The sequence below is a fragment of the Bacteroides cellulolyticus genome (assembly GCF_025567135.1).
GTDB lineage: Bacteria > Bacteroidota > Bacteroidia > Bacteroidales > Bacteroidaceae > Phocaeicola > Phocaeicola cellulolyticus.
In genome coordinates, this window is record NZ_JAOQJJ010000008.1 from 13448 (window position 1) to 27441 (window position 13994).

Consider the following 13994-nt stretch of genomic DNA (forward strand, 5'->3'; position numbering starts at 1 on the left):
TATTAGTTACTGTTGTACAATATACATGTTAAACGTTCAAAATATTTCCGTACACATCAATGATATCTTCTAAATTATAGGTATAATTTGTTAATTTAAGATAGCCACCTGCATCAATAACTTGTTTACGCAACATAATTCCATCTTCTACACCAGATTCATCGAAATATAAAACTTTATTGTTTGTATCCCTACCATACATTCCATATTGGGTGTCATAAGCCATAACTATACATGGTAGTGATATGTGTTTCCCAGTTTTTCTATTAATGTAATAAAAAAAATTTCCTTTTCTTGCCCAAACATATTCTGTATAATTCAGTTTAAGATTAAATTCTTCATAGCAGTTCTCATTCAAGTATAAAACACTATTTACTGTGTTCAGAATAATCGATTTGCCATGAGGATTTGTTAATTTCCAAAAGGATTCAATAGGTTCTAACGAAATGTAATCATACTCTGTTATATATTCTCGTTTATTTATGTCATATAGCGAATATCTATTATCAATTTTAGTGGCAATCACGGAACAAGTTAATAGAATAATCTCATCATATATAGTTGGTAATATTATTTCGCTATTAAGTGACACTCCGAATAATTTTTTTCTTTTAATAATATTGAGTCCAAATTGTGAACAATATATATCAGTGTCAATAAAAAATAATTCAGAGTCTTTGCTTATTCTTTGTTCTACAATTTTTAGAATTTGATTACTTACCTCCATAAATGGGATCCTGCATTAAGAATATTTATAAGGGTATAAGAATTAATCCCCATCTGTTTTGCTAATGTTAAGTAAATAGACAGATCTGTGTCGCTATTAGGGTGTCCATCTTTTACTACTTTTTCAAAAATTGGCCAAAGTGAATCAGAAACTTTATTATTAAAATAATTTCCTATAAATAATTTACTTAAAACAATATGTTCACAAGATAGATATAAAAGGGAAATAGATTTAATTTTTCCCAGATTTTTTCCATCAGATGTTACTAAAAGTGATTCTTTAGAGAATTCACTTTTTGTACCAAAAACGTAACCATTCCCTGTATTTACATTTAGATATTGTCCATCTTTCATTTTTACTAAACGAAGAGGGTGAATTTTTCCTCCTAAGAAAATTTCAAGAACCTCTCCATTTAGTATTAATGAATCTGCAATCTGAGAGACCTCATTCCTTTCACATAGATTATCTATATCACTTAAATTATGAAGAATATTATTAAAATCCTTGAGATAGAATTCTGGAAATTCAGAATGTATTTCTCCTCTTATATTATCCCAAATATCTGATATATAGGGATAAAATGGGAATGTAAAAAACTGTTCTTCTTCTACATACGATAATGTTCGACAACACTTTCTTATAATCGTTTTGAGTAAAATATTACTTACCGCCATAATTTAAGCCAAGTTTGTCAAGAACATTTCTTAACTGCATAGCATCTATTCCATAGTTTGTGTTTTGCATTGACTTATCACCAAGTTCATGAACAGCTACAATCTGTCCATATATATCACAAACTGGTCCACCTGAATTTCCTCCATTTGTCGTCATATCGTACTGCATCAAATCCACATTCCTATTAGGATTGAAAGGATCCTTTCTAAATGCAGATACATGCCCTTTAGTAAATGATGCGGTCAAGCCATGTGGATTTCCATAAGTAGCTACTGCATCTCCTTGATTAGGACGTTGTCTTGCTATATCAAAGAATGGAACTTTTTCACCATTTTCTAATTCAACAGAAACAATTGTTACATCTAGACCATTGACATCCGAAGACCATTTAATATTCTTAAAGTTTCTTTTGTTATTAGAATAGACTTGACTATCATTAGGATCATCTTGGTATAAAACTGCTAAAGAGTTACCTTCTTGACCTGGTTTAAGAACATGCCAATTTGTTACAGCTAGTCCGTCTTCATTAATAAAGAATCCTGTACCTATACCTTCTGGTGTTTGTATTAGAAAAGTCCTTTGTTTCATATATAACGCAAGGTTTTTCTTTTCAACAGGAATTCGTGCTGGCCCAATCCAACCAAGAGAATCAAAAGTTTCAGACTGATGATATGAATTAGGATATTCTCTTACCACTTGTCTGTTTATACAGTATGTTCTAACATCATTCTGAACGACATATACATCTACTATATCATAAGGTGATATGATATATTGAGTTTTACTATGAGAATCAGCATATAATGTTACTTCTTTATTTAGAAACTGAGAACGTAGGAACATTTCAACATCTGTACGATTAGCTTCAACACCAAGCAAACGGGCTTGAAGTCCAGAAGTTAGAGTTAAAACATTCCCAGAAACAGACTTTACTGTTCCTACATATCCATTTATTGGTGTGCCAGATGTAACATTTCCTCTATCACATTTTTTTATGCACATTATACCAATAAAAACAATTGCAGCAAATAACAGAATTTTCTTCATTTTAAGGATATTATTTAAATTCTACTGCAAGAGGTTCTGTGATTTTTACAGAGCGGCCATCCATCACTCCTTTTCCAAGTTTAATGTTGAGAATTTTATTATCTGCAGTAATTTCTCCAGTTGATGTCCCTACTGAAGATGGCATTCTATCAGACTGATTATCTTTAAAAATTTGTCTAGCTTCACCTTGAAGGTCGCACAATTCAAATTCGCAATAACCGCCTACGTAACGTGTAATTTTATACGTAGATTCTTGTTGACGTTCTTCTTTTAAGTTTTTAAAAGTATATGAACCATCAACTTGTTTTACTGGACAAGCAGCATACCTTACATCCTGAATAGTCTTACCTTCTTCAGAATTAGTATCTGCTTTACTTTCATTAATCACAATATGATTGATCTCTTCAGACTTACTCTGACTAACGACTGATGTTCCTAATTCTCCATTTTGAAAATATGCTAATAAAGCTTCTGAAACAGTTCTCCATGCGTTAGCAAATTCTTGACTTCTTATATCTATTGCCATATTAATTATTTTTAACGAATTGTTATTTCTAAAAGTTCATCTACAACCCAGTAATTTCCTTGTTTGGAAATTTTACCAGGTCTTTTATCTTGTATTGTTACATTATTGGTATCTCCACTAAATGTGAACGGCTTTACAAAATCTTTAAACATCTGCAAATCACCCAAAATAAAATTAATTGCAGATGGATTAATTTTGTATGTTCCTATACCTCTTTTTAAGTCAATTTCCAAAAGAAACATTTTTTGAGAGGAAGGGGAATCTACCATGGAACGTTCAGAGAAACGAAGAATACCATTTTCATCGGGCGATTGTAAGGTCGCAAATTTAACTTGATTACTTTCAAAAGATTCTTCCTTTTTATCTGTATATTGATAAATAGGTTGCTCCTCTCTTATAACCGTGTTAATATTCTTAGGTGTAGAGCTTTTTGAAATAGAAAATACTTTGCTCGTGAGTGATTTTATTTCGTTATTGAGTATTTCTATTTTTTTTTCAGCATTTTTTAACCGGTTTTGATTCTCTACAAGCAAATTTTGCATCTTTTGAGTGCTTGCTGAGATTGTTTTTACTATTTTCCAAATATAAAAACAAATACAAGCTAAAATTCCAATACATATAAAGGAAATCATACCACTACTACCACCTTTTTCAGTGGTAGTAGTAGGTAATGTTGTTTCTTGTACTATAGTGGCAAATGTTTCAGTTGTTGAATCATTTGAACTATTAGCAGATATTGGTATATATGCATTTATAGAGTCTGAACTGGTTTGATTATCTTTATTCATCTGTATATTATTAATTTACACCATTTACTTCTTCTATAGCACTATCAGTAAGTTCTTTTCCTAGTATATAGAGAGAATTCTTTAAAGGCCAAAAGAACATTGGTTCTTTTAGTTTATCTGTTGTTTTTTGACCTTCTGAGGAACTATCTTTCATTTGACGAAGACTTTGCACAGCATACTGACTTAATTTATTTGTGATATCAGAATCTACGCTATATCCAAGATCACTAAGAACATCTAAAACAACTGAATCGCTGAACATTGATGTAAACTTTCTAAAAAGCTTCACTACAGAGTCTTGGACTTCTTGTGTGACATCCTGATAATGCATAACCTTTCCAGGTTCTTCTTCTTCGAATCCGAAGTAAGTGTCTTCTGATGGATTGATAGCCTTATTATAATTTAATGATATCAGTGCACCAATTGCAGTTACTTCCTTTGGATTTGGAGCGAAAGATACTTTTACTGAAGCTTCTGTTAACTTTGTATTATTCAAAACTTTACCTGCATACGAGAAGATTGCATTAACCAACATGGATATATCAGATTCTGCACTACTAATCAATTTAATATATTTACTACCCATTCCAGTAAATGATAAATTCTTCGGAACTTCAACTTCTGCCATATGTAATGCATATGCCATGTAGAAAGCTAGAGCAGAAAAATGGATTACCGGCAATTGCATCATTTTCGGTGAACGTCGAATTGTGTTCGATAATTTTGACCAATCATCATTAGCAAATAGATAACTAATAATATCTGCCGATGAAGATGCGTTATTGATAACAGCATCTACGTCTGAACGTTTATCACCTAGCATCCCTGATTGAACGGAATTATAGAATCTTACAAAACCATTGGCTTTTGATGCTCTATTAACTCGATCTATTCCATCGTTCCACAAATCGTTTGCAGCAAAGAAAGCTGAAAATACACTAGTTTCTCCACTAAATGGATTAACATAAAGAATATCAGTAGTTCCACCGCCTATATCCATATTTGCATATGGCTCTCCATATTGTAATTGAGCTAAATATGAATAATATGGAGCAACACTTTCAGTTCTGTAACGAATATCTACATTACATTGCACTTCATTCTTCGCATTAACCCATGCTGTTTTAAAATTGTTTAAATCATTTGGACGCATTGAAATAGGATAGGTAACAACTAATATAAATTTATCTGATCCATTATTCAAAATGCTCTTATTCTTCATCATCCAAAGCATTTGAGCAAAGAATGTACTCATGCGTTCATTAGCATTACCGTCAAATCTATCCCATTTGATGTTTGTCTTGTAGTCACTTGAACGTGATATGTCTTCTCCATAGTTGAAGCCTATATTAGTATTATAAAACATATCAAGGCGTCCGGGTCTTCCTGCAACTTGATAAGTTGTAGTTCTCATAGGGAATTTTATTACATCGCCCAATACAGCAGGGACAAGCTCTCGTTTCAAAGCAGTGGCGAAAGCACCAAATTCTCTTGCTCCTTCCTTATTATTGAACATAACCATCTGAGTATCATTATCATTATAATCAAAAGCTTGAATTTGTGCATGACCAAATGGCATACCATGTTTTACTTTTGCATATGCTACATGAGTGTTGGTAGTTCCAAAATCTAAACTAAATGTAAAATCTTCTGTCGCAGCTGCAGGATTTGAATTTACCTTTTTGAAAATTGGTAAAATCAAGGCTCTAACCTCTTTACCTTCTGAAGGTATTTCAAGTTCCATAAATGAAAATGATTTTACTCGAATATGGTCAGTCGAAAGCTGAGAATTATTACCTTTAAGTGTTCGATGCCTTGTTTCAGATTTACAAGACATATCTACTTTATTTAATTCTGGCTCAAAAAACTTAAAAGAAATGCCATCTATAGTATTACCTACCATTATATTATAAATATTATGGCTTGTGTCTGGTTCTAATCTATAGAAAGGGAATATCGCAAAATCAAAAGTTTTCGAACTATCATAGCAATCTAACTTCTCCGGACTCTGTTCAGATGTATCATAGGTTTTATGTAAACATATCTGATGCCCATTTACTAAGGGTAGATTTAATTGTACCACTAATTTTGCTCTTTCTTCATTATACTCAACAACAAGCATGTCAGTATAATTTCCATTAGCATCAACAAGGTCATTAAGAGAGAAATATTCGAAAAATACTTTTTTAAGCGGTAAAAGGAAATTTATTTCTTTTGTACATCCTGTAAAGAATCTATCTTTATTAATCTCATAACTAACTTCAATAACTTTATCTTCAAAGAAATCAGATACAGTTAAGAAAGGATATTTTACTTGACCAAATCCAGGTAATTTACGATCATTAATATCTTTGATAAGAACCTTATCAATCCGATCGCTATTAGGTTGCCAAGGGCGACCTGCAGCATACTTGAGACCATCTACTCCATACTTAGTTAAAACCATAGGAGTTTTCGTCATCACATTCCCATGTTTATATATATCAACAGATGGCTTCAGAATATAATCTGAGGTATCAGGATTAATATAAATTGTATGATCTGATACACGGAGTTGAACACCTGCTACTTTTACATTAGCTCCTTGGGTTTGTAGGTTTTTTACATTTTTATAATCAGTTGGATTCGCAGTTACTTTATGGTACAAATCTGGATCATAGTTCGCACCACTATCTTGAATATACTTAGATAATTGATACAGCGGTTCGTTTGTTGCTATTGCAGATAAATCAGTAAATTTCAAACGATATAGATATTCTTTAAAGGCTTTATCTCTTAGATGAAGTGGGACTGCTTGATTTGAGAAAAGAACATTTGCTGCATCTCCAGTAGGTTGAAACTTATTAAGAGCGGTTTTAAGATTTGCAGACGTATAAACAAGTGAAATAGGAGAGGTACCCCCGATAACTTTATCTTTCCACTTAAAAAGGTAAATAGGTTGATTTTGTAAAACACCAAATTCAAATGCAGAACGTAATGCAGATGCCAATTGTGTATGAGCTTTTACAGATGATTTTTCTAATGCGTCGCATTCAATTCCTAAGTCCCATCTTTTTACATGAAAATCAGGCTCATCTCCATATTTAAATACAAATTCAAGCATGTCTAGCATTTCTCCAACAAGGTCATGGTAAGGAGTTGGTTCTATGTTGCCATCATCATTTATTTTGCCGATGTGACCATCACCAGGATTACGTCCTTCTAAATCATTGACCTCTCTTAATGCTGCTGAGAATAAAAACAAACGTGCTAAAGGAGAAGGCATGGAAGACCCAAGTTTACCTAATCCAGCTCCACGTTCGGTTAATCCATCATTTATGTGAGTAGGTTCGATTGAACTATTTATAATTCCATAACTGCCTGAGGAGTTTACGGTTATTGTAGGATTTTCATTTGTAAAGAAGTTGCTATTCTTCTTAACTGTTTTATTATTATCTGGCATAGTTATGTTCGTTATTTAGTGATTTTTAATTCTTTAAATCCATCAACTGAAGCTAAATGAAGAATATCTGCAAACACCCATTCTGGTTCATGGCCAGTTCTTATGGAGTTAGATGCAGTATCGTAATGTCCATTTCCCTTGGCATCATCTCGAATGTGCCAATTCAATCGAGTAAGTAAAAAGTCGTCAGTCAATGAATCTTTATTACTTTTTCCATTAATGTAATCTTTTGCACGTGAGAAGATAGAGGCACTTTCAGCGTCATCAGCTTTGATTGCTTCATTTAAAATGATTTCAGAATAGTTGCGAGTCATATCGCAAATACCAACTCTATGCGAATTTGCGGGTATTGCATCACCATTACCTTCGAAGTCAATTTCTTTTAACCATTCTTGATATTTAAAATAAAATTTTTCAAGAGCCGAACACAGATTTCTCAATTTATTTGTTTCATCAACACTATCTTCCTTTGAAACAGCTTTATCTAGCAATAAATATTTGTAAAAATCCTTTGAAGCCGCTTTGCCACTATAAATTTCATCGTGGAAACATTTTAGTCCAATAGCTAGTTCAACTAAATGGTTAAGAACAAACGAAACTGAAATATTATCAAAATCCTTTATAAATAATCGTTGACCATTCTTTTGACCTTGACGAACTACAATATTGGCATTAGGAGAAAATTTAAATTCTTTCTGTTTAGAATCTCGTCCTGCAACGTAATGTTCTATCATCATAGCTCCAATCAACTCAACTATATTGGCGTTGTTAAGTTGATTTTTACCTCCTTCGCTATATGGCACAACAGTAGGATATGGGTCACCAACATAATAGATCTTATCAATTTTTGTCATTAGACCAGAATCCTTATAAAAACTTAGAGCAGCTTTCGTTTTTGAATTAAATCGAGACGCTTGAATCGCACCATCTTTTTTTTCCATAGGGGCGAAGTATGGTAAAACAAGAATAGTAGCAATTTTAGCACCATTTTTCATAGCATCAATGGATTTAACAATCTCTGGGATTCCAGATGCACCTGTACCACCAAATAAAGAACCTATTATGATAACTTTGTCTCCCGATTCTGGTTGGAATCGTGCTCTAAAAGCTGCAAACTCAGTTGTGTTATTAATTGAGTGAAAAACTACACTACCAATATTTGGATTGCCTTTAAATCCAACAGTCATATCAAGATTAAGTTCCGTATCAGCACGCTTTGATTCATCATAAAGGCTTGTTAAGAGATCAGCAGTACCCATTGTATTACCAGACAATTGATCATATCCAATATGTTCACGGAATTTTTCATTATCAGTAGCAGGATAAAATGGGAAAACATAATTTTCCAAACCATTCAAATTCCTCAATTTTGCTGCAAAAAATTGACCAGATTGCCCTTTCAAGTCACTCGTGGCACTATGTCTTGTGAATGCAGAATCATGAACAGCAGAATAATTTTTAAGTAATTCAACGGTTCTGACTTTATCTGCATTGTCTGTATCGTAGTCAATTATTACGGGAAATACTTCGTAATTATCAAAAGTAGGAGCACCAGATGCAAGCACCATAGTAAATGAGCGCAATACTCTTTCACCGGTACCTCCAATAGCAAAAATAAATAATTTAGGCATAATTTCTAAAATTTAATTATTATGGTCTTTCAAATGGAATAGTTTTGCCATTGATTGTAAACCTTTTAACTATAATACTTGTAATGAAAAAGAAAATCGCAGCCAAAATTGCTGTTGTTATATCAAACTCAAAACGAACATCTCCGCCTTTGTCGAGGTTGTATTTAATTTCATTTCTCTTTTGAGTCAAGTCGTCAATAAATGTTTGCGAAACACCAGGAACACTTGTTTGTTGAATAAAATAATCATCATTAGCCTTATAGAATGAATGCGCTCTAAATACTGATGTGTTGTCAGTTGTATTAGAATCTCCAATAACTACAAAGTCTGCATAGAAATAGGACATCACTGCGCAAATACAAAGTGAAATAGCCCAGACTCCAATGTTTGCTGATTTACATGATTTTGAACTGTTACAACATCCAAAATAGAATGCACTGGCAACAATAATTCCTAGAATTAGAGCACCTATAAAACCCCATAAGAATCCTCCTTGAATATTAAAAAAATTCTCATGATAATGTGGTTCCCATGAATCAGAACCTGTTACTAAAAAATAAAAGAAATCCATATTATTAATTTTTAAATGTTATTGTCTCTTATAAATAAAATCTACACTTAATAAAATCGTATCGTTTTCCAACCCATTAAACATTCCCTTAACCAATGTTTCAAGACCGTATGTTGTGATGGCGTCAGGTCCATTGATATCATTATCGCAGTTCCAATCTAGAACCCATTTAGTGGGTATTTGATTTTTGATTGATAAATTGATTTTGATGCGTCCGTCGCTATCTGGTCTGAGAGGTGTTGTAGGAGGGATAACCGCAACCAATCTATTATCCTTTTTTTCAACAGGAATATTTAATTTATTATTATCATTTGTAAGGATTGCATTGGTTTCATCAACATTGTGAAGACAATTAGGTAAATCTAGAATCAATGTAACAGGTGAGTTCAAATTTTCTATAACTCCATTGTCTCCATAAACTGATGTAGCTCCTTTATGACCACCTAAATCGTGTAATCCCATATATAATTCTTCAGGATTATTTAATTTGTCTTTTGAAATAGTTTGTAATTTTCTAATAGATTCTTTGTGTCCTAAAGCTATAATATAGTAAGGTCGATTAATTTGTTCTTTTAAAACAACAGGTTTACTTTTTGAATTCCAATACGTTCCTTTAAACTCTCCAGTATATCTAAAAATTGCACCTGCAATGTTTTGATGTCTTGATAAAGAATTTGTTATTTTTCCTCCTAATTCTAATAAAGCAGTTGACATATCTTTTGAAGTATCATGGATACTCATAATACCATCAGTCACAAGATATATAATAGTATTTGTAGTATCCAATTTGCACGCAGCTTTATCGAAAAAATCATGGAAAAGTGTATTTGAATTATTTGGCTGTTTGTTGATATCAGTAATAATATCTCTTACGAGTCCTTTATATGGTTTTTTATTATCTAAAAAGTAAATAGAGGTACCAGATTGATTGAGATTTTTTATTTCTGATAATGTATTTATCATTGATGTTCCGTCTGCTTTGAAATAAGGTTTCATGCTTCCAGATGCATCAATATAAATTTCTGCGGTTGAAGGTATTTCACCAATTGGTTCATTGATTGTATTTGAACTAAAACTTGCACTTATTTTATTATTTACCCACATATTATTTTTTTCTTTCCCTCCTCCATTATCTCTTATTAGATTTACGACAATCAAGATACCTACAATAGCGAGGATTGCGATAAAAATGTTTTTTCTCATACACAAATTATATTAATATTTTAAGTTTCGCATGTAATATTTCCCTGGAAGTTAAGACGTTATAGAAGTTATCGCTCCGCTTTGCTTTGTTAGAAGTTAGAGCCGATAGCCTTGCAAAGAGAAAACTGGCAGTAACAAGTCTATTGACTTTTAACTCCTAAGCCCACCTTGGTGGGCGATAACTTCATTTAACTCCTTTAACTCCTGCAAGTTTCGCACTTGCGAAACTTGAGTTAATATGTTAATACTGATGTTATTCTTTCTACCTTACCATCGACAGAAAAACCGACATTTATCATATCAACAATCACATCTGATGGTTTAACTTTTGAGTCTATGTTATCAAAGTGATTTCTTGAATTTTGGCATAAATTATCAAGATCTCCGTATGTTTTCCCTGTAAGATTTTCATAATTTCCTTCATTATATCCCGCTACAAATAAATCAGGGATATTGAAATTGATGCCAAATCTTACATACATAGTTTCAACTGTATTAAAGAGTTCGTACATGTTTTTACGGTTGAATGTTATACCATATTCTCTGGATGTATCAGTCATAAATGGTAATCGGCTGTATGCAAAATATCTACATATTGTATTGATTGGACTGTTATCTGACATCAATTCTTCAATTAAGATTGATTGAATTTTTTTACGAGTTTCAACAGGAGTAGAGTCTTTGTCAACAGGAAGATTTTTTATTTTATTTATAGAATTAGACAATTCTGCAAATAAGCGATCTTCAATATCGACACATTGACTTTCATCGTTATCAGAGCAAGGATGTAGGATAGTCTTACATGAACTAATTATCTCTTCAGCACAATCTCTCAAATTATCAACCATTACAACAGATTCAATCATTAAAGAGTTGTTCTCTGCACTTAGTGTTGAAATTTCAGATTCTTTATTAGTTATTTCAGTTTCTAATTCTAATATTTTATTTTTCTTTTCAGCAATGTCCGTGTTAAGTTTATTCTCATTATCAGTAATAAGATTATTATAGACATTAATTAGTTTAATGATATTTTTCTCTTCTGAGGAAACATATGAAGAATCTCTTAGACTTATCTTTTCCTCAAGCTCATCAACGATTAAAAGTTCATTATCCTTTGCATTTGTAGAGAATACCAGTAAAGCATTGATGAGCTTTTGAATAGAGTCAAAATATTTATCAGGGAATAGTTCTTTAACTTTTTGATTAACAGAACTTATTATTTCTTCTGTTTGTTTTTTTCGTATCTTAGATGGAAGCTCATCAATTGCGTTAATTTCGTTTTCTTTTAGAGTATTTTTTAATACTTCAGAATTAGCAAGAGAAGTATTGATTGTTTTGAACGCTTCTTCAATGTTTTCTGCCTCAAAACCTTTTAAATGTTTATTGAGTAGTTTAACAATAGCTGTTCTTAAAGCAGTTTTTAATGACTCTTGATCAAAATCTTTAATATCACTTTCTAAGATTCCATTAATAGCATTCAAATTATTGTTTTTAATGATTTCTTGAGCATCTTCAAAATTGTTTGGAGACTGAATTTTTTCAGATATAAAGGAAATAAAATCATCCAATGCTAACGATGTATCAATAAGATATGAATCATCATTTACTGTAGAATTAATATGATCAATAAGAGTAACTAGCAATTTAGCTTTTTGAGTACTAGTAAATTTATCATTGTTTATTGCTTCATCAATAGCATCTTCAAGAGATATATTATTTTCATCTTGTGGTTTTGTCGATAATAATTCTACTAATTTAGTAAAATTGTTATCAATATTGTCATTCCTATTGAGCCCTTTGTAACCTTTGATTTCTAATTGATCTATCATCCATACCATCATCTTACGGCGATTGGTAGCTGTGCTCATTTGTTGCTCTGTAAAATCAAGGCTGGAACTATTATCTACTACGATTGGCTTTGAGAAATCTTTAAGGTTAATAGGCAGCAGGTTGATTAATTTCTGCAAGGTTTCATAATTGGGCTTTGTAGAGTTAGTACACTCTGATTTAGCTTTCTCTATTAATGACGATAAAATTTTACTGTTTTTATTAATCATTAAAGAGAGAATTTGACCCGAAATCATTTCAGGGGAGTTGTTCTGTTCACTTTTTATATTTTCAATAGATTCGATAAGTGATTTAATATAGCTTACTAAATCATTGTAATTATTACTTGATATATTAAACTCTTTAAAAAGATTTAAAATCTTTTCTTTAGCTCTATTTCCTGAAGAAAGTTCTTGCTTGATACGTCCAATTTTTTCTTCTGTACTTAATTCTTCTAGATTGGGTATAAGAGAATTCAATACATGATCTACATCTGTGCTTTGTTTTACTTCTGAAATTTTAGAGGAAATATCTTCACTTTCCTGTGGTACGTCATTGATGGTTTCCTCATTTCCTTGTTGAACTTGTTCAGAGCCATCAATAGAACCTGTTGGATCTTGTTCTCCATTATTACATGGCTTCTTTTTTTTATAATAGTAAACTAATATTATAACAGGAATTAGTAATAAAAGCCATAATACTGATTTATTATCAGACTCTTTTATGTGAATGTCAACAAGTTTTCCCTCTCTAAAATGATTGAAAAAACCATCAACGTGATTAAATTCAATTTTATATGATAAAGCTATGTTATCACCTGCGTTCAAATTAGAATAAATACTATCTGGGATTGTGAATTTCTCTTCTGTTACAGAATATTCATGACCATTTATAAAGTATTTAACAGCAGAAGACTTCCAATATTTAGACGGATTTAAGTCTAATAAATCGAAAGCTGTATTTTTTAAATCTGCAATCGATAAAGTATCATATTTACAATTTGGTAATTCTGTATATGCATTAACTTTTTTACGGAGTAGGTCACAGTGAGTTTGGTCTGTAGGTAAAAATTCGACTAAAGTAATTTCTCTGCCATCTATAAAAAGAGTAAGAGGCAAATCTTTCTTATTTATGATAACGTATGAATTATCAGCTGCTCCACTTCCAGATTGTTTGGCTAAATATTTAATTTCGTTACTTAAGAAATCAGTTCCATTATTTTTAGCACCAATCTGAACAAATATGTTTCTATCTGTTTCTAACCTATTTTCTATCTTAGCACGTGTTATATTATTCTTAATAAACTTTGGCTGAAGTTTAATCCAATTTGATTTACCAAACGCTACATATATAGAATCTCTTCTATCATTACAAATAATTTGTTTTGATGATTCAATACGAATTTCTTCTTCATCAATTACGAAATGACCATTCGGAGCAAGCACCCCCAATTCTCCATCTAACTGTGCAAATACTAGGTTGTGTGTAAACAACATTAGTAATGCTAAAATTACTTTCTTCATATATTTATATAAACTATTTTCCGGTAAGGTATAT

The 13994-nt window shown here is 31.7% G+C and carries 10 protein-coding genes; all 10 read right to left on the bottom strand.

Translation table 11 applies throughout. The features are described from left to right. Positions 1–28: 28 nt before the first annotated feature. The 10 genes from OCV82_RS09080 to OCV82_RS09125 all read right to left on the bottom strand — a co-directional run bounded on the left by OCV82_RS09080 (position 29) and on the right by OCV82_RS09125 (position 13960). Positions 29–727: a hypothetical protein gene (locus OCV82_RS09080; protein ID WP_154044133.1), complete on the bottom strand. Its 699-nt coding sequence runs from the start codon at positions 725–727 to the stop codon at positions 29–31. Then, positions 718–1401 (bottom strand): hypothetical protein, encoded by a 684-nt coding sequence (locus OCV82_RS09085; RefSeq protein WP_154044134.1) that lies wholly within the window; start codon positions 1399–1401, stop codon positions 718–720. Before OCV82_RS09085 ends, OCV82_RS09080 begins: the two co-directional genes overlap by 10 nt. Then, entirely contained in the window at positions 1388–2449 is a 1062-nt protein-coding gene (locus OCV82_RS09090; RefSeq protein WP_154044135.1) for a S1 family peptidase, read from the bottom strand. The genes OCV82_RS09085 and OCV82_RS09090 overlap by 14 nt, the downstream gene beginning before the upstream one ends. A gap of 10 nt (positions 2450–2459) precedes the next feature. Further along, positions 2460–2975: a hypothetical protein gene (locus OCV82_RS09095; protein ID WP_154044136.1), complete on the bottom strand. Its 516-nt coding sequence runs from the start codon at positions 2973–2975 to the stop codon at positions 2460–2462. 11 nt (positions 2976–2986) lie between these two features. After that, complete coding sequence (locus tag OCV82_RS09100; RefSeq protein WP_154044137.1) at positions 2987–3763, bottom strand: hypothetical protein; 777 nt, start codon at positions 3761–3763, stop codon at positions 2987–2989. A 10-nt stretch (positions 3764–3773) separates the two neighbouring features. Beyond that, the gene (locus tag OCV82_RS09105) at positions 3774–7205 is read right to left on the bottom strand and encodes a hypothetical protein (protein ID WP_154044138.1); all 3432 of its coding nucleotides are present in this window, start codon (positions 7203–7205) and stop codon (positions 3774–3776) included. 11 nt (positions 7206–7216) lie between these two features. Continuing rightward, positions 7217–8836: a hypothetical protein gene (locus tag OCV82_RS09110; RefSeq protein ID WP_154044139.1), complete on the bottom strand. Its 1620-nt coding sequence runs from the start codon at positions 8834–8836 to the stop codon at positions 7217–7219. A 19-nt stretch (positions 8837–8855) separates the two neighbouring features. Continuing rightward, complete coding sequence (locus tag OCV82_RS09115) at positions 8856–9407, bottom strand: hypothetical protein (protein WP_154044140.1); 552 nt, start codon at positions 9405–9407, stop codon at positions 8856–8858. Between the two features lie 18 nt (positions 9408–9425). Then, complete coding sequence (locus OCV82_RS09120; protein WP_154044141.1) at positions 9426–10610, bottom strand: hypothetical protein; 1185 nt, start codon at positions 10608–10610, stop codon at positions 9426–9428. A 233-nt stretch (positions 10611–10843) separates the two neighbouring features. Then, on the bottom strand, positions 10844–13960 hold the full coding sequence (locus tag OCV82_RS09125) for a V-type ATP synthase subunit I domain-containing protein (protein WP_154044142.1): 3117 nt from the start codon (positions 13958–13960) through the stop codon (positions 10844–10846). Positions 13961–13994: the final 34 nt, after the last annotated feature.

Bases quoted from the DNA above. Each gene is read 5' to 3' on its own strand.
- OCV82_RS09100 (WP_154044137.1), bottom strand. From the start codon at position 3,763: ATGAATAAAGATAATCAAACCAGTTCAGACTCTATAAATGCATATATA.
- OCV82_RS09125 (WP_154044142.1), bottom strand. From the start codon at position 13,960: ATGAAGAAAGTAATTTTAGCATTACTAATGTTGTTTACACACAACCTA.
- OCV82_RS09110 (WP_154044139.1), bottom strand. From the start codon at position 8,836: ATGCCTAAATTATTTATTTTTGCTATTGGAGGTACCGGTGAAAGAGTA.
- OCV82_RS09080 (WP_154044133.1), bottom strand. From the start codon at position 727: ATGGAGGTAAGTAATCAAATTCTAAAAATTGTAGAACAAAGAATAAGC.
- OCV82_RS09120 (WP_154044141.1), bottom strand. From the start codon at position 10,610: ATGAGAAAAAACATTTTTATCGCAATCCTCGCTATTGTAGGTATCTTG.
- OCV82_RS09085 (WP_154044134.1), bottom strand. From the start codon at position 1,401: ATGGCGGTAAGTAATATTTTACTCAAAACGATTATAAGAAAGTGTTGT.
- OCV82_RS09090 (WP_154044135.1), bottom strand. From the start codon at position 2,449: ATGAAGAAAATTCTGTTATTTGCTGCAATTGTTTTTATTGGTATAATG.
- OCV82_RS09115 (WP_154044140.1), bottom strand. From the start codon at position 9,407: ATGGATTTCTTTTATTTTTTAGTAACAGGTTCTGATTCATGGGAACCA.
- OCV82_RS09095 (WP_154044136.1), bottom strand. From the start codon at position 2,975: ATGGCAATAGATATAAGAAGTCAAGAATTTGCTAACGCATGGAGAACT.
- OCV82_RS09105 (WP_154044138.1), bottom strand. From the start codon at position 7,205: ATGCCAGATAATAATAAAACAGTTAAGAAGAATAGCAACTTCTTTACA.